The sequence below is a fragment of the Tenacibaculum litoreum genome (assembly GCF_964513915.1).
Taxonomy (GTDB): domain Bacteria; phylum Bacteroidota; class Bacteroidia; order Flavobacteriales; family Flavobacteriaceae; genus Polaribacter; species Polaribacter litoreum.
The window spans coordinates 1,096,129-1,122,578 of record NZ_CAZEQS010000003.1; the positions used below are offsets into that span (position 1 = coordinate 1,096,129).

Below are 26,450 nucleotides of genomic sequence, written 5' to 3' on the forward strand. Positions count from 1 at the left end.
TTAAAAATTAAATTGAATTCTTCCGTAATAAGTTCTACCCAAACGCAACACACTGTCATTATTTCTAAAACTGTCTTTATTTTCTAATCCTCTTTCGTTAAAAAGATTGTCAACACCTATTTGAACATTCATTAATTTGAAAATAGTTTTATCTACAGCCATATTTACTTGAGTATTGGCTGAAACAAAATCATCAAAATCGTCTATAATTCCCTGACTATCATTTGTATCAAACAAAGCATATTTACTTCGGTATATCGCTCGAATATTTGCCGAAAAATTATATTGAAAATTCTCGTAGAATACCTTTAGATTTCCCATATGTTTTGATCTATTTGGTAATCCATAGTAGTTAGACAATGTCATTCTTTGAGCAGGTGAAGTAGGAGTTTTTCTAAAGAAAATAGTACCAGATTTAATCTTCTCTTCTTGATTTTTATCCCCAGTATCTAAAAACTGATAGCCTCCTAAAATTCTAAAATTGTTGTTAATCTTATAATTCGCATCTACCTCAATACCTTGCGTATATACCTCATCAATATTTCGATATGAAAATGTTCTTGTTCCAGATGGTAAGTTTAATTCAGAAGCTTTTAATTGTGTATCAAATGTATCTATCAAATCTTTAATATCATTTCTAAACAGATTAATATTCAGTTTCAAACTTGATATTGGTTGTACCTGAAAACCAAAGTTATAACCAATAGAACTTTCTGGTTTTAATTCTTTTTCTATTGTTTGTACTGTTGACAAATCTCCATACAAATCATATAAGGTCTGTGTACCCAACACAATATATCCGCTTGCTGTATTTTTAAAATTGAAATATAATTGGCGGAAATCTGGAGCTTTGAATCCATAACCTACAGAAGCTTTAGTCATTAACCAATTAGTTATCTGATAACTAGAAGATATTTTAGGAGTAAATGCTGATTTGTATTGATTGCTATCTTCAAACCTAGCTCCTACAATTACATTCAAATTGTTGATTGGATTAAAGTCAAACTGACCAAAAACATAAGGAGTGTTAAACTTTTTTACACCTTCAAACTCCGTTCTTTCTAAACTTTCTAAGTTAGCTCCTGCTCCAAAAATTAAAGTACCTGTATTGAATGTGTTTTTGGATTTTATCTCTGGTCTTAACAGCGTTTGATCGTAATTCGTTTTTTCATTATTAAAAATACTTTCTGCGTTGTACTTAGTTACGTAAAAAGTATAATCTACATTCCATTTGTTGGTTATTTCATGAGATAATTTTGTAGTAACATTCCAATCTTCTTGTTTATTTTCTTCGGAATTATTTCCTTGTATTTGAGAAAAGTAACGTTGAGAAATTGTTCCTTTTAACTTATCAGAAAAATCATACATGAACTTTAAATTTCCTGTAAAATTTTGGTGAGGTGCTGTTGTTCTTGAAACTGTTTCTGGCGATAAGTCAAACCCTTCACTAGAATTTAAGTTCACTCCAGCTACAACCCCTAACTTTTTCTTTTTCCAAACAACGTTTATGTTTATATCCAGTTCGTTTTTTGCTCCACCTCTTGCAAAATAACTTAATGAACCTTTAAACTGCTCGTGCTTTGGTTTCTCAGTAATTATATTAATTACACCACCAATAGCTTCCGAGCCGTATAAAGAAGAGGAAGGTCCTTTTACAATTTCTATTTGTTTTATATTATTAACGGTTAATCTATTTAGATCAATATTTCCTGAAGTTCTTCCAACAATTGGTACACCATCTAGTAAGATTAAAGTATAATCGGCAGCAACACCCTGTAACTGCACTCCTTCAGAATTTCCAAAGTCTGAAACAATGGTAATTCCAGTTTGTTCTATTAGAATATCTCTCAATCTAATCGATCCCGATTTTTGTAATTGCTCTTTAGTTATTAGCGTAACTGGCATTGGAACTGAAGATAATTGGCGTGATGTTCTAGTGGCAGTCACAATCACTTCATCTAAATCATAGCTAGAAGTCACATTCTTCACAACACTAGTGTTTTCTTGAGAAAACCCAAAAAAACTTAGCAACATAAAACTTAGTAGCACTTCTTTATTTAGAAACATTCTTAATAATTTTCTTGCAAATATATCCTTTATTTTTAATCAATCTAAATAAAAGTTATATTTTTGTCGAAAAATAAATTCAAACAAAACTCATAATGAAAAAAATAATATTAGGTAGTTTATTAATACTATCTGCACTCACTATTAATGCTCAAAACAAGAAGAAAAAAGATAGAGAAGCTATAAAAAAAATGTGTGGTTGTTATGAAGTAACCTTCAACTTTGCAGAAACTTTTAACAATAATAAAGACTCTCTTTACAAGCCTTCAAAAACAAAAACAGACAAAGCTTTAGAATGGGCAGAGTTAATTGTTGACGAGAACAACAAAATTTCAATTCAACATTTATTACAAGTTGGAAATCCATCTAAACCACATATAGTTAAGCACTGGAGACAAGATTGGTTATATGAAAACACAGATTTTTACATGTATAATGGCGATAACAATTGGTTATTTCAAACCAAACCTAAATCAGAAGTTAAAAAACAATGGACTCAAAAAGTATATCAAGTAGATGATAGTCCACGATATGAAGGTTCTGCCACCTGGGTTCATGTAGACGGAAAAAGCTATTGGGAAAACACTACAGACGCCCCATTACCAAGAAGAGAATACACAAAAAGGAGCGATTATAATGTAACTGAAAGAGGAAACCGTCATGAAATTACGAGCTACGGTTGGTTACACGATCAAGATAACAGAAAAATTATAAGAGAAGCTGGTAAAGAAGATGTTGTTATTGCACACGAAAAAGGTTACAACACTTACGTAAAAGTAGCAGATAGCAAATGTAAAGCTGCACAAGATTGGTGGAAAAAGAACACTAATAAATGGCAACTAGTTAGAAATAAGTGGTCTGAAGTTTATGGAAGAAACACCAACCTTTCTTTAGAACAAAAAGTAGATAACAAACCTTTATACAAACACTTGTTTTCTGAAAAGACTTCAGAAAAAGAACAAATTGATAAAGCAATAGAATCTTTTGTAAAGAAGTAATCTAAAAAAATAAAAACCTCTCAAATAAAAAGAAATGAGAATCATAGTATCTCTACTACTATTATGTAGTTGTATTCAAACAATATACAGTCAAGCAATCATACAAGGTGTTGTAAAATCAGAAAATAATGAAGCTATTCCATATGCAAATGTTTTTATCAAAGGAAGCAAAATAGGTACTGAAACTAATGAAACTGGTATTTTTATCATCAAAGAAGTTCCCCTTTCAAACTATAAACTTGTAGTCAGCGCTGTAGGGTTTATTCAATCATCAAAAAAAATAACGGTTAAGGGGAATGTAGATAATTTAGTAATTATTTTAAAATCAGACACTCAATTAGATGAAGTTGAACTTTTTGGCTCAAGGGATAAAAGAGCTGAAAAACTAGAAACACTTACTAGATTACCTTTAGCTCCTAATGAGCAATTACAAAGTATTTCAGTATTATCACATAAACTCATCGACCAACAAAACGCCTTAAGCCTTAGTGATGTTACTAAAAACGTAGCAGGTGTTTATACGTTTGCTACTTACGGAAATACAAAAGAAAGTATGTCTTTAAGAGGTTTTAGAGGTATTCCTCTACTAAAAAACGGGGTTCGTATTAACTCAGATTTTAGAGGAACAGGGATTATCACAGATATGGCAGGTGTTGATAACATTCAAGTATTAAAAGGGATTTCTGCTATTAGCCAAGGTTTAGGAGGTGACTTAGGTTCTGCTGGTGGAGTTATCAACGTTGTTACTAAAACTCCTAAGTTTTATACTGGTGGTGAAGTAACTTTTAGAGCAGGAAGCTTTGGTAAATTACGTCCTACCTTTGATGTTTATGGACCAATTGACACTAATAAAAAACATGCTTTTAGAATTGCCGGTTCTTATGATAAAGCAGATAGCTTTAGAGACCATGTAGGTTCTGAACGTTTTTATGTAAATCCTTCTTATGCTTGGAGACCTAATGACAAAACAACTATTACTTTGGAAATGGATTATATGCATGACAGTAGAACTCCAGATCAGGGAACTCTTAATTTAGGTACTTATGATGTAAATAACATTTATAAACTACCTAATAACAACTTCATGGGGTTTGACTCAGATAATGTTACTACAAAAAACCTAACCTATGCTATTAGAGTTGATAGAAAATTAACCGACAAATTAAGTGTAAAAGCTGGGTATTTTGTTTCTGATTTAGATATTGATACTGAGACCTCATACGCTTTTCAAGGTAGCCCAAGAAACGGATTAGATATTCTACCAGACTCTCAACGTTATAGAGAATACTATGCATCTGGCAGAAAAGATAACAATAGTGTATTACAAATAGATTTAGTAGGTAAAGATGTTGAAACAGGATTCTTAAAACATACTTTCCAAATTGGAGCTGATTTTAGAACTTCTGAATTTGATAATTTAAGATACACAACAAACTATAATTCTGGTAACAATTATGTAGATACTATAGATGTGTTACAACCTATAGATAACACTCTTCCTAACGGAATTAGCGTTACCAGAAACACAAGTGCAGATACAGGTTCTAGAACGGAGTCCTACGGAATTACGATACAAGATAAAATCAGTCTCACAGACTGGGCAGATGTTTTCTTAGGATTACGTTACACCTCAATGAAAAGAACTAAAGGTAACTTTATTGGAAGACCTTTAGACGAGTCTAAAAGTGACGACGCCTTTAACCCACTTGTAGGTTTTAATCTGAAACCAAATGAAAACATCATTGTTTTTGGTTCATATGCTAGTAGCTCTGATCCGAGAACGTCGTTTTATTTAGATATAGATGGTAACGAGTTGGGTACAGAACGTTGGGATCAAATTGAAACAGGTATTAAGTCTACTTGGTTAAACAATGCTTTACGTTTTAATATTACTACGTTCTACACTTCAAGTAAAAACTTAAACCTACCAGTTTATGACAATGCTGGTAATGATTTAGGTTATTATACACAGGGAGGTGATGATGTTAGAAATGGTATTGAAATTGAATTAGTTGGTCGTATTCTTCCTAATTTAGAAATTATTGGTGGATATTCATATTTAGATGCTAAATATAAAGATCATGTATCATATTATTATAATTCTCGTCCAATGAACACGCCAAAACATACTGCAAACTTCTGGGCTCGTTATGCTTTTAAAAAATCTTTAGATGGTTTATCAATCGGTGCGGGAGCTTATTATTTAGGAGAACGACCTCATAATGTATGGTCTAGAAACTATACACATACAGGTGTGGTTCCTGGTGTTAAACCTTTCGATTTAAAAGCGTACACTACAGTTAACTTACAAGCATCTTATAAATTCAATGAAAAATTAAGTATTGATGTATTTGGTAATAACATTTTTAATGAAGTAGGTTATAACGCCTACCGTACTAGTTACATAAATAGAATAGAACCTGCTAGTTTTGGTTCAACCTTACGATATAGATTCTAAAAAATAAAACATGAAAAAACAACACATAACATTCGCTCTAGTACTTTTTATTAGTACAATACAAGCACAAACAAAAAACATCTTTTTTGAAAGATCCTTTTGGCAAGCTAACCCTACAATAAAAACTGTTGAGCAGAAAATAAAAGAAGGAAACGATGCTACCGCTCTAAATCCGAATGGATTTGATGCTGTTACCTATGCTATTCTTGCAAGTGCACCTAATAAAACAATCAAACATTTACTTACCAAAAAAGGAAATGGTGTTAACAAGATTACACACGATAAAAGAACCTATGTTTTTTGGTCTGCTTATAAAAACAATATTGAAATAATGAAGCATTTAATAGCCAACAATGCTCGTATGGACTTAAAAGATTCTCATCAACTATCTGTATTAACTTTTGCAGCTGCTGCAGGACAAACCAATAAGGAAATCTATGAGCTTTGTATTCAAAACGGAATTAATATTACAACTGATGTTGATGAACACGGAGCCAATGCTTTATTATTAGTACTTCCAAGTTTAAAAGACCTATCTTTTGTTGACTACCTTACTTCAAAAGGGTTGAGTTTACACAGTGTTGATAGTGATGGTAATGGTGCTTTTAACTATGTTGCTAAAAAAGGAAATAAAAAAATGTTAGAGCTCCTTATAAAAAAAGGGCTGCCTTATAAAAACCTAAATAAAAAAGGAGGAAATGCCATGTTAATGGCAACACAAGGATCTCGAAGCGGTTACAACTCTTTAGCCTTTTTTAAATATTTAGAAAGTTTAGGTATCAATCCTAACATTACTAATAATGATGGAAAGACACCACTACATAATTTAGCTCGTGGTAACAAAGATTCAAATACCTTTAATTATTTTCTTGATAAAGGTGTAAATGCCAATCAAGCTGATGATAACGGTAACACTCCTTTAATTATCGCAGCTAGTAGAAACTCTTTAGAGATTGCTCAACTATTATCAGAAAAAGCAAAGAATATTAATCACACTAATAAAAAAGGACACTCAGCACTTACGTATGCTGTTGAATACAACTCAGAGGCTATTGTAGATTATTTAGTAAAAAACGAGGCTGATATTGAAGTAAAAGACAACAAAGGAAATTCTTTAGCTTATTATTTAATCAAAAGTTATCATCCGAAAAAAGTGAGCGATTTTACTGAAAAAATGAATCTTTTAGCCAATAACGGATTAAACTTAACACAACTTCAAGCTAATAAAAACACATTATTTCATATCGCAATAGAGAAAAACAACATCGATTTACTAAGAAAAATTAATACTTTAAAAATTGATGTAAATGCAAAAAATAACGAAGGTTTAACTCCACTTCACTTAGCTGTTATGCAAGCTTATAATACTGATATAATCAAATATTTATTAAGCATTGGAGCTAAAAAATCAATTACTACTGATTTTGATGAAACTGTACACGATTTAGCTAAGGAGAATGAAATCTTAAACAAGAAAAATATAGATATTAACTTTTTAAAATAAACTTATGTACCAAGTCGTGTGTAATTCTATTTACGCACGATTTGTTGTTAAAATAAACCAATAAAAAATGAAAAAAATCATAGCTCTTTTTATTACTGTATTCACATTAATGGCTTTTAACATAAATGATAGTGCCACTTATAAATGCATGATTCAGATGAAAAATTATACTGGTGAAGGTGCCTACATCGCTATTTCATTATTAAACCCTAATGGAGAATACGAAAAAACATTATATGTTCAAGGTGATGATGAAGAATGGTACTCTGACATTACCGAATGGTGGAAATTCCAAGGAAAAGTCCGTACAGATATTGACGCAATCACAGGAGCAACAATTAGCGGAGGTAATAGAGCTATTACCGTATTAAAAATTGACAACGATAAAATTGATAAGGGATATAAAATTAGATTTGAATCAGCTGTAGAAGATCAAGAATACTACAAAGATGATGTGCAGTTTGAATTAACTACCGAAAACCTTAAAGGTAAGTTTGAAGGAAATGGGTTTATTCGTTACATCCGTTTAATGCCTCAATAATTTTATCAATAGAAATAGCTAACAAAAATGACCACTTCTATATGGAGATATAGCCACTTAACCTTGGCTATATCTTCTTTCCTTTTCATACTCGTTGCTGCTTTCACAGGTATAATCTTAGCCTTTGAGCCTATCACAAAACAGCTTTCAGACTACAGTATTTCTAACACTGAAGAAATTACACTTGCCCAAACAATATCTAAGCTGCAAAAACAGTATGATGAAGTAATTTCGATCACAGTTGATGAGAATAATTTTGTAACAGCTTCGGTAGTTACCAAAGAAGGAAAAAGTGATACATTTTATGTAAATCCAACCACAGGAGAAAAATTAGGTGATATTGAGAAAAAGAAACCTATTTTTCAGTTCGCTACAAGCTTACACAGGTCTTTATTTTTAAAATCTACAGGAAGATTTATCGTTGGGGTTATTTCTTTTTTACTCTGCTTAATTGCAGTAACAGGTCTCATACTAATTGCCAAACGACAAGGTGGATTCAAGCAGCTTTTCTCAAAAATTATAAAGGAAAATTTTGACCAGTATTACCACATTATCATTGGTAGATACACACTTATTCCTATTATAATCATCACGCTAACTGGTGTTTATTTATCACTAGATAGATTTTCTGTTTTACCTACAGAAAAAATCAATCACTCTTTTGATTTTTCTTCAACTTCTTCTAACGAAAAAATAGCAGTTGCTGAATTTACTATATTTAAAAACACTACGTTAAATGAGGTAAAAAGTGTCGAGTTCCCTTTTTCTGAAGACGAAGAAGATTACTTTTTTATAAGACTAAACGATAGCGAATTACTAATTCATCAATATACAGGGACTATAATTAGTAAAGAAAACCTTTCGTTAACTAGCATGCTTTTAAACTGGAGTTTGTTATTACATACAGGAAACGGAACGATCATTTGGTCAGTTGTATTATTACTTTCTTCAATATCTATGCTGTTTTTTATCTATTCAGGTTTTGCAATGACCTTCAAAAGAACACAAAAAAGAGCACTTCCTAAAAATAAAACTAATAAAAACAACGCCGAAATTATCATTTTAGTAGGTTCAGAAACAAACAACACCTACCCTTTTGCTTCGTCTTTATACAATGCTTTAATCAAAAAAGATAAACCCGTTTTTATCGACATTTTAAACAATTATACTTCGTATAAGAATGCGAAACACCTAATCTTTTTAACTTCAACTTACGGTGAAGGTGAAGCTCCTTCTAACGCTTCTAAATTCTTACAGTTAGTTCAGCAAACAACTATTCAAAATAAGATTAACTACTCGGTAGTTGGTTTTGGCTCAAGAGCATATCCTCATTTTTGTCAATTTGCTATTGATATAGATAACAAACTACAACAACTTCCAGAGTTTACACCTCTTTTACCTGTTTATAAAATTAACAACCAGTCTTTTCAAGATTTTAAAACTTGGGGACATTCATGGAGTAAAAAAACTGAAATTAATTTTGAATTGATACAAGAGATTAAAAAACCTAAAAAACAACAAGCTTTTACAACTGTTTCTAAAACTGAATTAAACAACGACGACTCTTTTTTAATCCGTTTACAACCAAGTAAAAAACTCCATTTTAACTCTGGAGATTTACTATCTATAACACCTAAAGAAGACAATATTGAACGTTTATATTCTGTTGGGAAAATAGATAATGACATCATACTAAGTATTAAAAAACATGAACTTGGAGTATGCTCCAACCTACTTTATCAATTAGAAGAAAACGAACCACTTCAAGCAAACATCAAACAGAATAAAGACTTCTATTTCCCTAAGAAAAAGAAAGAAGTAGTCCTAATTGCTAACGGAACAGGTATTGCTCCTTTTTTAGGAATGTTACAACATAAAAATGGTACAAAAGCGCATTTATTCTGGGGAGGAAGAACGAAAGAATCATTAAAAATGTACACTCCTTTGTTAAAAAACATAGAACAAAATAACATTCATATTGCCTATTCTCAAGAAAAAGATAAAGAGTATGTGCAAGATTTGTTACTAAAAAAAGAAACTACAATTTCTAGTGTTTTACAAAACGAAGGAACCATTATGATTTGTGGTTCTATCAAAATGCTAAAAGGTGTTGAGAAGGTATTAGAACAAATAACTTCAAATAAACTAAACACATCCTTAAACCACTTCAAAAAGAATAATCAAATTAAAACGGATTGTTATTAATAGGTAAAAATAGTTTTCTATTAAAATAAAATGAAGATATTTAGATTGCCCAATTATCAGGCTACTACTGGATAATTGGGTATATTTTTTTCTACATTTAATTACCTTTCATACAAAAATCAACGAATTCTAATTTATCTACTACGAATTCTAATTTACTCCAAATCTACCTTTACTTCTGTGGTAATTTTGATCATATAAAAACAACAATTATGTGGTCAAATAACAATTATTCATCAGTATTAAAAATGTATTTAGAAAAATATACAAGTTTAAAATTACAAATAAACACAAGCGGATTAATCGCTTCTGTTGAAAAACAAGAAAACGGTCAGTGGATTAACGACCGAAACCTTCCTAACATTTTAAACAAACTATCAACTAGTATAAATTTAGGAAAGGATGTAACCATCATTTTACAACAATAACAGTAACTATATTAACCTTAAAACAAAAAACTATGAAACAAAACATTTTAAAAGTAGGTACAGTAATGGGATTACTACTACTAATCGGAGCATTTTCAAGTTGTAATAACACAAAAAGTGACAACAAAAATCAAGAACTGGGAAACATTGCTACTACAGAGGAAACTATTAAAAAACCAGTAGTGGAGTACAGAAAACCTGTAGTTTTTATTACAGGAAACGACAATGGAGATAGCCATTTTTATGATAGTGCTAGAGTATATTTCAAAGAAAAAAACTACGAAATAATCAACGGTAAGTATTCTTTAGAAGAAATTATTTCTTGGATGAATAAAAATACTACTGAAAACCCTTACGGAGAAGTTCATATTGTAAACAACAATAATCCATTTAAAGCAATGAACTTAGAAACTGTAGTTAATGGAGATAAAGTAACCGCTGAAACTTTACAAAAAACAATTACTAAAGGTACATTACCCTCAGTAAAAAGTGAAGCTATTACAGATGATACTAGAATTATTTTTCATACCAATCAATTGGCAGAAAACACTGATTTAGTAAACACACTAAAAAGTGCTTTTATAACTGAAAACAAAGTTCCTCAAGTAGTTGCATCACCATACTATAATGTTTTTGGAGGTGAGTTTTCTAACCATTATTTAGCACAACCGTACTACGTATTTTATCCAACAGCAAATTCTCCTGGTAAAGTAGATTTATCAAAAGAAATCGCTAAAAAATATCCAGAAGAAAAAGAAATTTTATGGTACGATGCTTTAAACAATGAAAGAGAACGTTACGTGGGAGAACCATACACAATTCAGTATACTATTCCTGTAAACCTAGAGTTAGATTACCATAACTCTGATAACGAAATTCCTCACTTTGTAATGCAAGAAGAAATTATGGATTTTATTGCTAGTGAAGAAGCGTTAATGAAAGAAGTTGAAAAAACAAATATTCCTGTAGAGAAATTTAGATGGACCTATACTATAAAAAACAGTCAGTTAATTATAAAAGGTAAAGCTTCTGCTTTATGTGTTTTAAAACCTTTAACTAAACCTTACGGAGAATTAGAACACGTTAAACCAGATACCAATAATAAGCGTTTATACGCTATGAAATAACTAATAATTGTTGAACAAATGTCATTACGAACCTAGGGAAACCTCATAATAAAAGTAATTACTTCAACCTCCTTCCCTTCGTAATGACGTTTTATTTAAGTATTTTTGTTATGATGAAAACCCAATATCATATTACAAAAACAGCTATGAGAAACAATTTTGTATTGAGTACTCAAAAACACTCAGTACAAAATTTTGTTTTTTTTATGCTTTGCTGTTTTTTTTATGGTCTGATAAGTGTTTCTGCTCAAAATCAACCTTTAAAAACTTACACCAAAAAAAATGGGTTACCAAGCCTACACATAAACAACAGTTCTCAAGATAAAACTGGTTATATTTGGTTAGCTTCTAATAACGGCTTAATTCGATTTAACGGAAATGAGTTTACAACATTTACTACAAAAAATGGGCTTATTTCTAATAACATCAATACTATTTCTTCAAAAGGAAATACTATTTTTATAGGTACTGATAAAGGTTTAAGTATAAAAAACCATCATGGGTTTACTAATTTTGAAGGCAACAATGTTAACTGCATTTTAACCGTTAAAAACCATACTTTTTTAGGTACTAACAAAGGAATTGTTAGAGTTCGTGAAGACTACCTCTCTCCTCTTCGTACTAACTTTCAAATTGACCTAAATCAAATAAATGATATGTTATTTGATGGAAAATTTTACTGGATAGCTACTAATAAATCTTTATGGAAGCTTGATAAGCTTATCAATCCTGAAGTTTTAAAAAGAATTGATGTAAATAATTATACTTCTCTTTTAATTAACGGAAAAACTATCGTTGCAACTACCTATAACAAAGGGCTAAAGTTCATTAGAAATAACGAAGTAGAAACACAAACCATCACTGCACAAAATGTTACTGAAATTAAAAAAATCAATAATCAATTTTGGGTTATCTCTGAAGATAATGGTATTGAAGTACTAGATGCTAATTTTAATTTCGTTAAAAACATTAATAAATATAATACCTTAACCACGAATAAAATTACCAGTGCTTTTCAAGACAATGAAAATAACACTTGGGTTTCTACAAAAGATAAGGGAGTTTACTTTATTAAAAGTAACAAACCAGTACAAAAAAAGCCTACTATTTCTTTTGAAAAAATTGAGGTGGTTTTTACTCCTTTAGATAGTATTAACATAAACAACTACAGTAAAACTCTAAAACTCCCTGCAGATAAAAACCATATCTCTTTTTATTACAAAACAATAAATATTAGCAACTCAAATAACTTAGAGTATCGCTACACACTCAACAATCAAACCAGTCCTTGGAGTACTAAAAGCGCTATTGATTTAGCTTATCTATCTCCGGGAAACTATACATTTTCAGCTCAATCAAGAATTGGAAAAATAGAAAGCACCCCTATTGAATTTAATTTTTTTATTGATACTCCTATTTATAAAAAAAGTTGGTTTATTTGGTCTAGCATTGGGATAGCCTGTATAATTTTAACACTCATCGTTTGGTCATATATCAGAAAAATTAAAGCTAAAAATAAAGCTAAAGTTGCAAAATTAGAACTGGAAAATCATTTGATATCTCTAGAGCAAAAAGCCTTGCAATTACAAATGAATCCGCATTTTATTTTTAATGTTTTAAATGGAATTAAAGCATTGGGTAACTCAGGGAAATTAGTTGAATTAAATACAACCATTAGTAAATTTGCTACTCTTTTACGTGGTGTTTTACACAATTCTAGACAAGAAGAAATTAGCTTAGCTGAAGAAATTACCACACTAAAAAATTATATTGAACTAGAGCAACAGATAAGCTCAAATACCTTTGAATATTCAATAACTACAAATCTTTCCATTGATGCTGAAGAAATTCTGATTCCACCAATGTTAATACAACCTTTTGTTGAAAACAGTATAAAACATGGAATCTCTTCTGTTGAAAAAGGAAAAATTACAATCAGTTTCTCTATAAAAAATGATCTTTTACATTGTGAAATAGTAGATAATGGTATTGGTGTTCATCAATCAAAAGAACTTAAAAAAGTTAGCTCACATAAATCCGTAGCTTTAAAAGTTACACAAGAACGAATTCGAAACCTATCAAAAAATAGTGCTTTTTCTATTAATGAAATACATGATGAAGGAAAAGTAATAGGGACTAAAGTAGTATTTAAAATTCCTTTAAAAACTGATTTTTAAAACATGAAAAAACTTTCTGCAATTTTAGTAGACGATATGCCAACAGCTTTAGAAATGTTGCAAAACGATCTTACTCAGTTTCATCCAGAAATTGAAATTATTGGCACTGCTAAAAGTGTGGTTGAAGCATCAAAAACTTTACGAAAACAACAACCAGACATTTTATTTTTAGATATTATGTTAGGTGATGGTACAGGTTTCGACGTTTTAGAAATTCACCCAAACCTATCTTCAAAAATTATTTTTGTTACTGCGAGCGACGAGTACGCAATTAAAGCTTTTAAGTTTGCCGCCATTGATTATGTATTAAAACCATATTCAAATGAGGATTTAACCAATGCAATTAACAAAGCAAAAAATCAAATTAAACCCGATAAAGAACAGTTAACAGTCCTGCAACAATCCATTTCAAAACCGAATCAACGTCCTAAAAAGATATCATTAAACACTTCTGACAAGATTATGGTGGTAAATTTAGACGATATTGTTCGTTGTCAGTCCGATAATAATTACACAGAGTTTTTTATGAATGATGGACAAAAAATATTGGTTGGAAAAACTTTAAAACACTTTGCTGATATGTTAAAGGAGTACGATTTCTTACGAGTTCACCAAAGCCATCTAATTAATATTCAATTTATTAAAGAATTTATAAAATCTGATGGAGGATATTTAGTTTTAAAAAACAAAACAACAGTTCCTGTTTCTGTTCGCAAAAAAAATGAAGTCATTAGCGTTTTAGAAAAAATGTAATTACAGTTTTTTACCTTTTTCCTCTGGTTTTTTAACACTTTTGTTAAAGTTTTATTAAATTTTTATTTACCTTAGTGTTTATAAACTAAAAAATTATGGTTGCATTTAAACCGGAAAAAGGTAGGTTATTAATTGCTGAACCAGCAATTTTAAATGATAGTTCTTTTAAAAGAACCATCGTTTTACTTACTGAGCATAATGAAAAAAGTTCGGTAGGTTTTATTTTAAACAGACCTTTAGACCATGTACTCAGCGATTTAATCCCTGAGATAGACTGTGATTTTACAGTATATCAGGGCGGACCAGTAGAACAGGATAATTTATATTTTATCCATAAAGTTCCACACTTACTTCCTAACAGTATTGAAGTTGCAAACGGTATTTACTGGGGGGGAAATTTTGATCTTTTAAAAGAGTTATTAAATAATAAACAGTTAAAAGCTAGTGATATTCGTTTCTTTTTAGGCTATTCTGGCTGGGGGACAAACCAATTAGAAGAAGAACTGTTAATGAACTCTTGGTTTATAACAGAGAATGACTACGAAAATATTTTAACCACCGGTAATCAAGGTTTTTGGAAAGAAAAACTATTAGAAAGAGGTGGTAAGTATAAAATTTGGGCAAATGCTCCTAGCGACATTCAAATGAACTAGGTTTAACTAGTTACTGTCGCAAGTTTTAAACTACTTTTTATTTTATTAGTTATATCTGTTGAAAATTCTTTTTTACGATAATTAGTAACTGGTTGAATTCCTACAATAGCGTTCGTTATAAAAACTTCGTCTGCTTTTTGGATTTCAAAAGGGGAAATAGTTGTTTCTTCTATTGTATACTCTGGGTGTTTTTCTATAATCTCAATTACTTTTTTTCTTATGATTCCTTTGATACACCCTTCAGTTAAAGCTGGAGTTTTTATTGTGCTTCCTTTTACAATAAAAATATTACCATTAATTGTTTCAACAACACCTTTACGTTCATTTAGTAAAATACAATTATCTAAATCATTTTCTTTGGCAAAAACAGCAGCTAATGTATTCAACATTCTGTTTGTTGTTTTTATTGTTGAAAGCAATCCTGAATAATTATAAAAATCTTTATAAACATCCATCCTGTACACTTCTTTTTCTGTGTGCCCCAATGGAGTTCCTTCTATAATATAATCTATCTCGTTTGTAAGTGGCTCATATAACCCCCCATCTTTTCTAAAAACAGTTAGTCGTACTCTATAAGTAGAAGATTCAGGCAGTTCTTTTACTACTTTAAGAATTTCTTCTTGTAAATACTCGAGGGTAAACTTCATAGGTATCTTCATACGAAGCATTCTCATTGAAGCCATTAACCTAAAATAGTGGTCTTCAACAAAAACAACTTTACCATTTAATACTTTAATTGTTTCAAAAATAGCATCGCCATACTTAAAAGCTCTATTCTTTGTTGAAATTTGTACTTCGTTATCAGAAATTAAAGTTCCATTAAAGTTTACCATTTCTTAAAAATTTTAATTGCAAACTTACAATTTAGGTAAATATTAGCCACAAAAAAACTCGACAAAATTGTCGAGTTTTTCTTTTGGTTCTTTTCTCTTTGTGTGTTAAGCTCCTATTGTATGCTTTAATTCTTCTATTTGGTTTTGCCAAAGCATTTTTGCTTCTTCCGCATCATCTTCATCATCAGCAAAATCTGTAACAATTACAGCAACATCTTTTGTTAATGGGTCTACCTGTATTTTGAATTCAAAATAACTATCATCACCTTCACTTTCAGTCCATTTAAACTTAATACGTTCGTCTGCTTTTTTGGTAATTATCTTTGCCTCTTCTTCAGAGTCATCCCAAATAAATGTAATAAGCTTTCCTCGTGAATTTACTCTATCTGCAAACCATTCTTCTAAACCTGCTGGTGTTGCAAAATATTGATATAACATGCTTGGAGATGCATGAATAGGAAACTCTAATTCAAATTTAACTTTGCTCATCTATTTTTTTGTTTAAGTGCCAATATAGATAATTATTTTTTAAAAAAAAATTTAAATGTTTGTTGCCTAAAACCAAAAAGTAATTATATTTGCACCCGCAATCAGGCGAGGTAGCTCAGTTGGTTAGAGCGCAGGATTCATAACCCTGAGGTCGGCAGTTCAAATCTGCTCCTCGCTACAAAACCCAAATCTTTCGATTTGGGTTTTTATTTTTAATTCATTTTCAAACTTTTATAAATAGTTTCTTTTATTTTTTCTTCTGTAATCCAACCATTATAGCTTTTATATTTCTCTATTAATGAAGAATTTTTTTTCACTTCTTCTAAATTCACTCCTTTTTTTATTTCTGATGCTATTACACTTTTTAAGTCTTTTAACATACTTAAATATATTTTTAATTCTTCCTTTGACGATACATTTCCATGTCCTGGGATTATTTTAGTATCATCATCGGCTATCATTATCATTTTTTTAACACCTTCAATATACCCATCGATGGTACCTCCAGAATTTAGATCTATATATGGAAATTTCCCTTGAAAATAAGCATCTCCTACATGCAATACATTACTATTTCCAAAGTACACTAATGCATCTCCATCAGTATGCGCATTATGAATATGGGTAATCATAATTGGTTCATCATCAATATAAAACTGTATATCTTTTGAAAAGGTAATTACTGGTAATGCCTCTTTAGGTGATGCTGGTCTTTTCTTACCTCTAATAACTTGCTCAATACTCATTCGTTTACGTACATTTTCATGAGAAACAATTACAGCTCCTTCTTTTTGAAAGTTAGCATTTCCTCCTGTATGATCACCGTGCCAATGTGTATTAACCAAATAGGTTATTGGTTTATCTGTAATTGTTTTAATAGCTGCAAGTATCTTTTTACTTAAAGGAGCAAATTGATCATCAATCATAAACACACCATTTCCCCCTACAAAAACTCCAATATTTCCTCCTTGCCCTCTTAAAACATATATATTTTCTGTTAGTTTTTCTGAAGTTATTTTAACTTCTTTTTGTTGTGAAAAGGCATTAAATGATAATATAACAAAGAAAGTAGTTAGTAATAATAATGAAGTTTTCATTGTAAAATGTTTTAGTTTTTTTGAATAATGGTCGAGAAACAAACTACTAGTTTACAATATAATACATTTTAAAATGAGGACCTACTTTTTCCACTTCGAACTCCTCTCCTATTATTACAAAATCTAAACTTTTATAAAAACCAACAGCTTCTTTTCTTGCATTACACCATAAAACATCAATATTTTTAGTCTTTAAAATATTTTTTGCTTCTTCTAACAATAACCTTCCAGCTCCCATTCCTCTAACCTCTGGTAAAGTAGCCATTCCTCTTAACTGATATTGCTCTCCTTTTACAACTTCTGTTTTACTCTGTATAAAAGATGCTATACCTACCAATTTATTATTGTGAAAAGCCCCTAAATGAAAGCTACTATCATGCTCATCTTCCTTAAACTTGTAAGGTAAATCAATGTTGTTTCGTAAAACAGCTAATCGAATATCATAAGTTTCTTGAGCTGATATATTTTTTATTTTTATCATCTGAAATTTCTTTAACTCAAAAATACAGAATGAATATAAATTTTAACCTGATTAGCAAAGAAGATATTCTTACAATTCTTCCTCTTTTACGCAAGGCCAATACTACAACACCAAAAGATATTTTAAAAGCTAGAGTTTTAGAAATGGCAGCATACCCTAACTATGAATGCATAGGTGTTTTTGATGATGATAAACTAATAGGTATTTGCGGACTTTGGTACAGCACTAGACACTACATTGGTAAGAGTGTAGAACCTGACCATGTAATTGTTGATGAAAACTATAGAGGTAACAATATTGGTAAGCAGCTTTTTAAATGGGTATATGATTATACAAAATCTAAAGGATGTGAAGCTGTTGAATTAAATACGTATACTGGGAATAGAAAATCTCATAAGTTTTATTACAACGAAGGTTTTGAAATCTATGGTTTCCATTTTCTAAAAATTATAAGGGATGAAAAATCTTTCTTTTAAGAATAATAAAGCTTCCTAAAAATAATGTAAAACCTTACTTATATTACGGTTTATTTTCAAATAGTTTACTTTAAATAATCTAAGTTTGAGAAACTTAAAACTTTTATTATGATTAAAAATATTTCAAACTTAGGAATTAGTTTAAACAAAAAGGAACAACGATCTATTAATGGTGGTAAAGCACAATGTTTATTACCTGACAATACCTGTTCTCGAATTTGGTTTGGTTGTGCAGAACCTCAATGTCAACCTCAACCCTTTTAAAATACTAAGCGGGTTTTCCCGCTTTTTTTCTCTTTCATTAACACTTCACTTCAATCATACAATCTGTACTTTATTATTAGTACTACAAATCAAAAAGATTTGTTTTTTATGGTTAAACCTTAATTTTTTTACGCTTTTTTATTCTTCTATCCATTAAATTATAAGTATCTTAGCAGTACTTAAGAGACGTCTTAAGTTCTTTTTCATAGCAATTTTCCCACTCAATCTTTTTTGAGTGGGTTCTTTTTTTTATCACTTATTCTACTTTGAATCATTCACTTAATCTTTTGACAATAAAAAAACACTTCAAATGAAGTGGTTGTAGTTAGTTAAAAAAAAGATTATTTATTTAAGAGCTTCGAAAAGTTTAATTTTTATATTATCTACATTTCCATATTCTAAAATTAAATTGTCTAAATGTTGAATATAATCACTATTAGTACAAGTTACATAACTTATTGCTTGTTTATATAGAATAGCATCTACCCACAATTTCAATCTAATAGGATTAATTTCGGGGTATTTTTTAGATTTAATGAATAACAAATCACCTGAGATAGGAAAAACGTATTCTACGAAACCAATTTCTGAATCATTATTTTCTCTAATAATAGGTTCATCTGATATTAAACTCGGAAATTCCTTAGGAATTCTGATTAAATGGTAATTAAATTTACTATTTCTTTCAAGCCCTTTTATTAAGTTTTGGTAAGGCCCTATCAATTTAAATGATTTATTAAAAACATCACTGTTTTTAAACTCTTCTTCCTTGTTTTTTAATTCAACTTTATCCATAGGCAATTTTGAATCATCAATCATGAAACCTAAATCTCTAAAAGTATTTTGTTTTATAATTAAATCTATTTGATTAACCCTTTGAGGTGAACGCCAAAACATAAATAAAACAAAAAAATTTAAAAAAGGTAAATCAAGCTCCTCAACATTAAAATTTTGACTAGAATCAGAAGATCTTAATTTATCAATGACTTTATATGCTTGTTCATCTAACGATGAGAAAAATTGTTTTTCTAAAAAGTAAAAACTCTTTCTTTTATATTTAATAGTATTTAAATCTCTTTCAAAAAAATAAGAACTTGGATAAAATTCTTTTCCATTTTTAACGAAGTTAGCCTTTTCAAGTTTATAAATCATAAACTTCCCAAATTCATTAGTAAACCCATTTAAATAAAACTCAGGCAAATAATGATGTTTTTTAGGTGTAGACATTTATTAAAAAAATTTACCAAACTTACTACAATAATATCAAAGAGCTTTTCCGTTTTTCAGGTATCGGAGAACCTACAGTTTAAAACACATCAAAAAACTAATTACCAACTTATTACACCAACATATAAAAGCATTTTAAAATACTATAGCTATTATTTTTTTGCTTTTGTAAAATCTTCATAAATTCTTTGATTTAATTTTTAGTTATTTGAATCAGTTTTGTAAAATCTGGTTGTCCAAAACAGTCTTTAGTCATTTTTTACGTGATTTACTTAAAATTTAAGAATAAAAAAAGACTATCTTTTCAGATAGCCTTTACTATATAGTTATGTATAAGTTATAAACTAACCACAACTTTAGTCTAAAATCTCTACATTAAAAGCGTTTAAGCCTTTTTTACCTTGTTCGGTATCGTAACGTACTTTGTCATTCTCTCTAACATCGTCAATCAATCCTGAGTTATGTACAAAAATATCTTCTCCTGATTCTGATGATGTAATAAACCCAAATCCTTTTGAGTTGTTAAAAAATTTTACTGTGCCTTCTTGCATCTTGCTTAAGTTTTAAATTATTATGTAATGTTTTGTAAAAGAAGAACCTTTATATAACCTCCTATAATGTAATTACATAATTACAAAGGCTATCATGCTTATAAACACTTAAAAAATAAAGGAATAATGAGATAAAAAAAGACAAGAAGAGAATAAACTCAAAAAACTAATTACTATATACTACTTTGAAATAATTAAGATGTTCTACTTGAACGATACAAAGATACTCTTTTTTAATTGATTATTGGAAAATTAGTTTCTTTTTAATTTTAAACACCATAATTTCATACGCTACACATATAATAAAAACCGATTTTTATACTCTTTTTTACTATACAAGATTATATTTTACATTCACATTTATAAAACTACCCTTGCAACTTATAAAATCTTTATAAACCTATGTTATTCACTTTCTGAAAGCTACCTATTAAAGATATCGTTTTTGTTATTTTTTTCAAAAAAATATTTGCAGATATTAGAAACAGTCTTATATTTGCAACCGCTTTACTGCGGGAGTAGCTCAGTTGGTAGAGCGTCAGCCTTCCAAGCTGAATGTCGCCAGTTCGAACCTGGTCTCCCGCTCAAAATTTTACATAGTTGTAAGAAATTACAAAAGTCTTTACCGCGGGAGTAGCTCAGTTGGTAGAGCGTCAGCCTTCCAAGCTGAATGTCGCCAGTTCGAACCTGGTCTCCCGCTCAAAGTTTTTACATAATTGTAAGAAATTACAAAAGTCTTTACCGCGGGAGTAGCTCAGTTGGTAGAGCGTCAGCCTTCCAAGCTGAATGTCGCCAGTTCGAACCTGGTCTCCCGCTCAAGAAACCGAAACATTAGTTTCGGTTTTTTTTATTTATTTAGTTTTAACTTATCTCCAAAGAAAAATAACCCTAGAATAATTAGCGCCATAATACCAACCATTATTGTATGATTTGTTATTACACTTGGTCGTAACACTAATGTTATCAAATATCCACCAATAGCGCCTCCTAAATGAGCTGAATGACCTATATTACCTACTTGGTTTTTCATTCCGTAAATAGAATACAACAAATACCCTATACCAAAAACATACCCTGGAATTGGAATAGGTATCGGCAACATAATTAACTCCATACTTGGATATAACATTATAGAAGAAAAAATCACTCCAGACACAGCTCCTGATGCACCAACCGCACTATAATAAGGTACTCTTTTGTGTTGATACAACGAATACATACTTCCTGCTATTAAACTTGCAAAATAGATTAAGACGAAGTTTAATGTTCCAAAACTTGAGTCAACTACTTTTCCAAACAAATACAAAGCATACATATTAAATCCTAAATGCAACCAATCTACATGTAAAAAACCTGAAGTTAACATTCGTATTTTCTCTCCACCCAATATTCTTTGAACTTGAAATTTATAGCGATCAAAAAAAGCAGCATCGCTAAATCCTTTGAGAGACACTAATACATTAGCTACAATTAATATTATAATAATTTGACTCATAATTTTATATATATGCACAAACATAAACAAAAGTTAATAAAGTAAATCATTCATTAATTAATACGATATTTGCCTAAAATTAAAACTTAATGAAACTACTCATATTTATTATTGTTTATCCACTTATATGGATATTATCAATTTTACCCATGAGATTATTATATATAATTTCTGATTTTTTTCGCTTTATTGTTTTCGGTCTTGTTGGATATCGTAAAAAAGTCGTTGTAGAAAACTTAAAAATGGCTTTTCCAGATAAAAATGACAAGGAAATAAAAATCATTGCCCAAAAATTCTATAAACACTTTGTGGATTTAATTTTTGAAAGCATTAAATCTTTTACCATATCAAAAAAGCAAATTGAAAAAAGGTATGTGTACAAAAACATTGAAGTTATAAATGAATTAGCTGCTAAAGGAAGAAGCATTATACTAACTGGGGCTCATCAATCTAATTGGGAGCTTTCTTTTGGACTTCCATTAAAAGCCAATATAAGTTGTTATGGAGCCTACACTAGAATTCAAAATCCGTACTTTGAAAAAGTTATCAAATCATCAAGGACAAAGTTTGGTTACGATGGTGTTCCTACTGGGCTTTTTAATAAAAAGTTAGAAGAACGTGTAAAGAATAAGATACAAAGCCTATACATTTTATTGAGCGACCAATCTCCTCAAGTACATAAAACTAGATATTGGGCTACATTTTTAAACAACTGGGTTCCTGTTCATACTGGAATGGAAATTTTAGCTAAAAAATACAATTTTGCTATTGTTAACATGAATATTACTAAGGTAAAAAGAGGATATTATGAAGCTAATTTTGAACTTATAACTGAAACTCCAAAAGAGTTTGAAAACTTTGAAATTACTGATAAGTACTTAAAAATTACTGAAGCCCATATTAAAACTCAACCAGAGTTTTATTTATGGACACATAAACGTTTTAAGCATAAAGATAAATACAATCAATGGCTAAAAAACAAAAAAGCTTCTCAATAAACTGAGAAGCTTTTTTTATTCAATACTAATTTTAAAAAGTAAATTTAAAACACAAAAAAACCTTCTCAAATAGAGAAGGTTTTGGGTGAAAGACCGGGTTCGAACCGGCGACCTCCGGAACCACAATCCGGCGCTCTAACCAGCTGAGCTACAATCACCATGTAACTTGCGGGTGCAAATATACAAGCTTTTAGTATTTTGGCAAAACTTTTTTTTAAATTAATTTACTTAAATTTTCTACCGCTACGTAACGTTCTGATGTAAAGCCTTCTGCAAAATCAACTCCTATCAATCTTCCTAAGTCTCTTGCTCTATACTCTATACTATCAGTAAAGTTTTTACTAGTTATTGGTGTTTCAGGCTCGTTACTTTTCGGATCAAAAAACTGTGATGAATACGCCATAACTGAACTTATTTTTTTATCCATAAAACCAGTAACATCCACCACAAAGTCAGGTTCAATATTTTTCCATTGTATATAATGATAAACTTGTTTCGGTCTCCACTTCTCTTGTTGAACTCCATCTAACTCTGTTGCTATTTTAAGTAAACCACTTAAAAAACAAGCATCTGACACTAACTGACTTCCTTTAGGGTGATCAATATGACGATCGTCAATAGCATTACACAAAACTATTTCAGGTTGATACTTACGTATCATTTTTATAACTTCTAGTTGATGTTCTTTATCATTTTTAAAAAAGCCATCTGCAAAGCCTAAGTTTTCTCGTACTGAAACGCCTAAAATGTCAGCAGCTATCGATGCTTCTGTATCACGCAGTTCGGCAGAACCTCTTGTTCCTAACTCTCCACGAGTTAAATCAACTATCCCAACTTTTTTCCCTTCCGAAATTTCTTTGGCTATGGTAGCTGCACATCCTAATTCAACATCGTCTGGGTGTGCCCCAAAAGCTAATATATCTAGTTTCATTTATTGTATTGTTTTTTGTAATGCTTGTTCTATATCTTTAATTAAATCTTTTGTTTCTTCTATTCCTACCGAAAAACGAATAAGCCCATCTTTTATTCCTTGTTTTGCTCTTTCTTCAGGTGAAAGCAACGCATGTGAGGTTTGTGTAGGGCTCAACACCGTACTTTCTACTCCTGCTAAACTCATAGACGGTTTTATGAGCTTTAAATTACGTTGAAAAGTCATAGCATCTATTTCTTCCTGTAACTCAAAAGACAACATACCTCCAAAATACTTCATTTGAGATTTAGCCAACTCATAATTTGTATGCGATTTTAATCCTGGGTAGTACACCCTAGCTATATGTTCATTTTTCTCTAGGTATTTTGCCATTTTTAAAGCGTTTTTGCTTTGGCGTTTTACACGTAAGTTCATTGTTTTTAAACTACGTTCTAACATCCACACTGTAAAATCGCTTAAACTACCTCCTAAATTCTTTGCTAAATTCCATATTCGTTGTACGTGCTCTTCTGAGGCAGCAACGGCTCCTGCTAATATATCTGAATGACCTCCCATATACTTGGTAGCAGAATGTATCATAATATCAATCCCAAAATCAACTGGTGTTTGATTAATTGGTGAGGCAAAGGTATTATCAATCATTGTTATTATACCATGCTGTTTTGCTAAACTCGCGACAGACTTTATATCTACTACTCTTAGTAAAGGGTTGGATGGTGTTTCAATAAAAATTACACGTGTGTTTTGCTGGATTTCTTTTTCAAAATCTTCAATAGCTAAACTATTGGTAAACGAATATTCTATTCCAAATTTATCAAACTCTTCTACCACAAAATTATAGGTTCCTCCATATAGTGTTTCTTGTAATACTACATGATCTCCTTTTTGTAAAAAAGCTAGTAAAGAAGTACTAATGGCAGCCATACCTGAACCAAATAATAAACCTGATTCCGTTTTTTCTAAAGCTGCTATTTTTTTACACAAGGCTTCTTGATTAGGCGTATTAAAATAACGTGGATATCTTTTTACATCAACATTATCAAATTGATAAGAAGTTGACATATATATAGGCGAAATGGCTCCTTTAAACTGTTCATCTTTTATTTCACCAACATGCGTACAAATAGTATTAATGCCTAATTTTTGCTTGGTATTCATAGTTATAAGAGGTTTTAAAATCTTAGACTTTAGATTTCTTTACAGAACTTTAATAGCTAAGTTACAAAAACTACCTTACACCTTAACAGATTTCCATTTTCCTTTTTTAAACATCCAAATACCAACAACTGCAATTAAAATTTCTGCTAAAGTTATTGCTAAAAAGACTCCTATAGGACCAAAGTCTAACGTAATAGCCATTACGTATGCAAACGGTAATTGAAATAACCAAAAGCACACAAAATTGATATACGTTGGAGTTTTGGTATCTCCTGAACCATTGAAAGATTGAATTACAACCATTCCATAAGCATACGCTATGTATCCAGCTGCCATAATTTGCAAACACAAAGCTCCGTTTTCAACAACTTCAGTGTTTTCAGAGAACCATCCTAAAAAAGTTGGAGCAAAGAATATGTAAATTAATGAGACAGCTCCCATAAAAAAGGCACAGTATTTACTAGTTATCCAAACGGATTTTTCGGCTCTCTCTGGTTGTTCTGCTCCTAAGTTTTGACCTACCAATGTCGCTGCTGCATTACTCATTCCCCAAGCAGGCATCAAAGTAAACATCATAATTCGAATCGCAATTGTATATCCTGCTAACACTTCACTACCAAATTCAGACATAATTCGCATTAAAAATACCCAACTTGAAGTTCCAATAATAAACTGCCCTATTCCACCTAATGACACTTTTATTAAGTTTATCATTACAGAAACTCTTACTACTAAATCTTTAACGACTAATCTTATTTTACCTGCTCCAAAAAACAATACTCCTAATTGCGCTATAACTGCCGTCCCTCTTCCTATAGTTGTAGCTATGGCTGCTCCCTCTACTCCGTATGCAGGTATCGGCCCTAACCCAAAAATAAAAATAGGATCAAGTATAATGTTTAATCCGTTAGATAAAATCAACGTCCACATTGCAATAGATGCATTTCCTGCCCCTCTAAAAACAGCATTAATTAAAAACAATAACATTACCGTTATGTTTCCACCCAATAATACACGAGTATATCCGTAACCTTCAGCAATTAAATCAGGCTCGCCTCCCATGAGTGCTAGTATTTCTCTTGGATATACAATTCCAACAATACTAATAAGGATAGAAATAAAAACTCCTAAAAAAATAACTTGTACTGCTGTTTGATTTGCTCCTTCAGAATCCTTCTCTCCCGTTCTTCTAGCAACCAAAGCGGTTGCCGCCATACTTAAACCTATGGCTACCGCATATACCAAAGTAAGTACCGATTCGGTTAGTCCTACAGTAGCTACGGCATTTACACTCACTCTCGATACATAAATAATATCTACCAAGGCAAAAATAGATTCCATCAGCATTTCTAAAATCATCGGAATTGCTAATAAAAAAATTGCTTTACGAATACTTCCTGTCGTGAAATCTTGCTGTCTTCCTAAAACAGCATCTTTAAAAAGTGAGAATATGGTTTCTTTTGATGTTTGATTGTGATTAGTCATTATAAAGTTTTATAAATACATAAAATTGTCTTAACAAAGAGTAAGACCTAACTA

General features: G+C 30.6%; 24 protein-coding genes and 5 tRNA genes. 17 read left to right on the forward strand and 12 right to left on the reverse strand.

Translation table 11 applies throughout. From position 1 onward, the window contains the following. Complete coding sequence (locus ACKTTR_RS11020; RefSeq protein WP_408027889.1) at nucleotides 1-2,067, reverse strand: TonB-dependent receptor plug domain-containing protein; 2,067 nt, start codon at nucleotides 2,065-2,067, stop codon at nucleotides 1-3. Nucleotides 2,068-2,162: 95 nt separating this feature from the next. Here ACKTTR_RS11020 and ACKTTR_RS11025 point away from each other — a divergent pair, with 95 nt between their 5' ends. The 10 genes from ACKTTR_RS11025 (at nucleotide 2,163) to ACKTTR_RS11070 (ending at nucleotide 14,911) form a co-directional block, all read left to right on the forward strand. Beyond that, complete coding sequence (locus ACKTTR_RS11025) at nucleotides 2,163-3,065, forward strand: DUF6607 family protein (RefSeq protein WP_408027890.1); 903 nt, start codon at nucleotides 2,163-2,165, stop codon at nucleotides 3,063-3,065. A gap of 34 nt (nucleotides 3,066-3,099) precedes the next feature. Continuing rightward, on the forward strand, nucleotides 3,100-5,523 hold the full coding sequence (locus ACKTTR_RS11030) for a TonB-dependent siderophore receptor (RefSeq protein WP_408027891.1): 2,424 nt from the start codon (nucleotides 3,100-3,102) through the stop codon (nucleotides 5,521-5,523). 10 nt (nucleotides 5,524-5,533) lie between these two features. Then, nucleotides 5,534-7,027, forward strand: coding sequence for an ankyrin repeat domain-containing protein (locus ACKTTR_RS11035; protein ID WP_408027892.1), 1,494 nt, complete (start codon nucleotides 5,534-5,536; stop codon nucleotides 7,025-7,027). A 109-nt stretch (nucleotides 7,028-7,136) separates the two neighbouring features. Further along, nucleotides 7,137-7,568, forward strand: coding sequence for a DUF2271 domain-containing protein (locus ACKTTR_RS11040; RefSeq protein WP_408028006.1), 432 nt, complete (start codon nucleotides 7,137-7,139; stop codon nucleotides 7,566-7,568). Nucleotides 7,569-7,595: 27 nt separating this feature from the next. Then, nucleotides 7,596-9,773, forward strand: a complete 2,178-nt coding sequence (locus ACKTTR_RS11045; protein WP_408027893.1) for a PepSY domain-containing protein — start codon at nucleotides 7,596-7,598, stop codon at nucleotides 9,771-9,773. A gap of 212 nt (nucleotides 9,774-9,985) precedes the next feature. Beyond that, nucleotides 9,986-10,201, forward strand: a complete 216-nt coding sequence (locus ACKTTR_RS11050) for a hypothetical protein (protein WP_047789227.1) — start codon at nucleotides 9,986-9,988, stop codon at nucleotides 10,199-10,201. Nucleotides 10,202-10,233: 32 nt separating this feature from the next. Next, complete coding sequence (locus ACKTTR_RS11055) at nucleotides 10,234-11,328, forward strand: hypothetical protein (RefSeq protein WP_408027894.1); 1,095 nt, start codon at nucleotides 10,234-10,236, stop codon at nucleotides 11,326-11,328. A gap of 146 nt (nucleotides 11,329-11,474) precedes the next feature. Then, nucleotides 11,475-13,505, forward strand: coding sequence for a sensor histidine kinase (locus tag ACKTTR_RS11060; protein WP_408027895.1), 2,031 nt, complete (start codon nucleotides 11,475-11,477; stop codon nucleotides 13,503-13,505). A 3-nt stretch (nucleotides 13,506-13,508) separates the two neighbouring features. Next, complete coding sequence (locus ACKTTR_RS11065; protein ID WP_408027896.1) at nucleotides 13,509-14,258, forward strand: LytR/AlgR family response regulator transcription factor; 750 nt, start codon at nucleotides 13,509-13,511, stop codon at nucleotides 14,256-14,258. A 95-nt stretch (nucleotides 14,259-14,353) separates the two neighbouring features. Beyond that, a complete protein-coding gene (locus ACKTTR_RS11070) occupies nucleotides 14,354-14,911 on the forward strand; it encodes a YqgE/AlgH family protein (protein WP_408027897.1) in 558 nt (185 codons plus the stop codon). A 2-nt stretch (nucleotides 14,912-14,913) separates the two neighbouring features. Here ACKTTR_RS11070 and ACKTTR_RS11075 read toward each other — a convergent pair whose 3' ends face one another. Both ACKTTR_RS11075 and ACKTTR_RS11080 read right to left on the reverse strand, forming a co-directional pair. Beyond that, a complete protein-coding gene (locus ACKTTR_RS11075) occupies nucleotides 14,914-15,744 on the reverse strand; it encodes an aminotransferase class IV (RefSeq protein ID WP_408027898.1) in 831 nt (276 codons plus the stop codon). Nucleotides 15,745-15,849: 105 nt separating this feature from the next. After that, complete coding sequence (locus ACKTTR_RS11080; protein WP_408027899.1) at nucleotides 15,850-16,233, reverse strand: START-like domain-containing protein; 384 nt, start codon at nucleotides 16,231-16,233, stop codon at nucleotides 15,850-15,852. Nucleotides 16,234-16,337: 104 nt separating this feature from the next. Between ACKTTR_RS11080 and ACKTTR_RS11085 the strand changes: the two genes are divergently transcribed. Further along, nucleotides 16,338-16,411 (forward strand) — tRNA-Met (locus tag ACKTTR_RS11085). 34 nt (nucleotides 16,412-16,445) lie between these two features. On the opposite strand, the gene ACKTTR_RS11090 is transcribed toward ACKTTR_RS11085, so the two are convergent. Both ACKTTR_RS11090 and ACKTTR_RS11095 read right to left on the reverse strand, forming a co-directional pair. Beyond that, nucleotides 16,446-17,330, reverse strand: coding sequence for an MBL fold metallo-hydrolase (locus ACKTTR_RS11090; RefSeq protein WP_408027900.1), 885 nt, complete (start codon nucleotides 17,328-17,330; stop codon nucleotides 16,446-16,448). A gap of 46 nt (nucleotides 17,331-17,376) precedes the next feature. Further along, nucleotides 17,377-17,811: a GNAT family N-acetyltransferase gene (locus ACKTTR_RS11095; protein WP_408027901.1), complete on the reverse strand. Its 435-nt coding sequence runs from the start codon at nucleotides 17,809-17,811 to the stop codon at nucleotides 17,377-17,379. A 29-nt stretch (nucleotides 17,812-17,840) separates the two neighbouring features. Here ACKTTR_RS11095 and ACKTTR_RS11100 point away from each other — a divergent pair, with 29 nt between their 5' ends. Both ACKTTR_RS11100 and ACKTTR_RS11105 read left to right on the forward strand, forming a co-directional pair. Further along, nucleotides 17,841-18,287, forward strand: a complete 447-nt coding sequence (locus ACKTTR_RS11100; protein ID WP_408027902.1) for a GNAT family N-acetyltransferase — start codon at nucleotides 17,841-17,843, stop codon at nucleotides 18,285-18,287. Between the two features lie 108 nt (nucleotides 18,288-18,395). Next, complete coding sequence (locus ACKTTR_RS11105; protein WP_408027903.1) at nucleotides 18,396-18,551, forward strand: hypothetical protein; 156 nt, start codon at nucleotides 18,396-18,398, stop codon at nucleotides 18,549-18,551. Nucleotides 18,552-18,896: 345 nt separating this feature from the next. Here ACKTTR_RS11105 and ACKTTR_RS11110 read toward each other — a convergent pair whose 3' ends face one another. Together ACKTTR_RS11110 and ACKTTR_RS11115 are read right to left on the reverse strand one after the other, a co-directional pair. Beyond that, nucleotides 18,897-19,778: a DUF4238 domain-containing protein gene (locus ACKTTR_RS11110; RefSeq protein ID WP_408027904.1), complete on the reverse strand. Its 882-nt coding sequence runs from the start codon at nucleotides 19,776-19,778 to the stop codon at nucleotides 18,897-18,899. Between the two features lie 356 nt (nucleotides 19,779-20,134). Beyond that, nucleotides 20,135-20,329 (reverse strand): cold-shock protein, encoded by a 195-nt coding sequence (locus ACKTTR_RS11115; RefSeq protein ID WP_133534483.1) that lies wholly within the window; start codon nucleotides 20,327-20,329, stop codon nucleotides 20,135-20,137. A gap of 512 nt (nucleotides 20,330-20,841) precedes the next feature. On the opposite strand from ACKTTR_RS11115, the gene ACKTTR_RS11120 reads away from it, so the two are divergent. The 3 genes from ACKTTR_RS11120 (at nucleotide 20,842) to ACKTTR_RS11130 (ending at nucleotide 21,145) form a co-directional block, all read left to right on the forward strand. Beyond that, nucleotides 20,842-20,914: transfer RNA gene (locus ACKTTR_RS11120), tRNA-Gly, on the forward strand. A 42-nt stretch (nucleotides 20,915-20,956) separates the two neighbouring features. Next, nucleotides 20,957-21,029: transfer RNA gene (locus ACKTTR_RS11125), tRNA-Gly, on the forward strand. Between the two features lie 43 nt (nucleotides 21,030-21,072). Then, a tRNA-Gly gene (locus tag ACKTTR_RS11130) sits at nucleotides 21,073-21,145 on the forward strand. A gap of 31 nt (nucleotides 21,146-21,176) precedes the next feature. On the opposite strand, the gene ACKTTR_RS11135 is transcribed toward ACKTTR_RS11130, so the two are convergent. Further along, nucleotides 21,177-21,824 carry a rhomboid family intramembrane serine protease gene (locus tag ACKTTR_RS11135; RefSeq protein ID WP_408027905.1) on the reverse strand — a complete coding sequence of 216 codons (648 nt, stop codon included), beginning with the start codon at nucleotides 21,822-21,824 and terminating at the stop codon, nucleotides 21,177-21,179. An 89-nt stretch (nucleotides 21,825-21,913) separates the two neighbouring features. Here ACKTTR_RS11135 and ACKTTR_RS11140 point away from each other — a divergent pair, with 89 nt between their 5' ends. Continuing rightward, on the forward strand, nucleotides 21,914-22,822 hold the full coding sequence (locus ACKTTR_RS11140) for a lysophospholipid acyltransferase family protein (RefSeq protein WP_408027906.1): 909 nt from the start codon (nucleotides 21,914-21,916) through the stop codon (nucleotides 22,820-22,822). A gap of 83 nt (nucleotides 22,823-22,905) precedes the next feature. Here the strand turns inward: ACKTTR_RS11140 and ACKTTR_RS11145 are convergent. The 4 genes from ACKTTR_RS11145 to ACKTTR_RS11160 form a co-directional block, all read right to left on the reverse strand. After that, nucleotides 22,906-22,981, reverse strand: a tRNA-His gene (locus tag ACKTTR_RS11145). A gap of 55 nt (nucleotides 22,982-23,036) precedes the next feature. Then, a complete protein-coding gene (gene bshB1 / locus ACKTTR_RS11150) occupies nucleotides 23,037-23,753 on the reverse strand; it encodes a bacillithiol biosynthesis deacetylase BshB1 (RefSeq protein ID WP_408027907.1) in 717 nt (238 codons plus the stop codon). Then, the gene (locus ACKTTR_RS11155) at nucleotides 23,754-24,911 is read right to left on the reverse strand and encodes a trans-sulfuration enzyme family protein (protein WP_408027908.1); all 1,158 of its coding nucleotides are present in this window, start codon (nucleotides 24,909-24,911) and stop codon (nucleotides 23,754-23,756) included. Between the two features lie 75 nt (nucleotides 24,912-24,986). Beyond that, nucleotides 24,987-26,396, reverse strand: coding sequence for an MATE family efflux transporter (locus ACKTTR_RS11160; RefSeq protein WP_408027909.1), 1,410 nt, complete (start codon nucleotides 26,394-26,396; stop codon nucleotides 24,987-24,989). Between the last annotated feature and the right edge of the window lie 54 nt (nucleotides 26,397-26,450).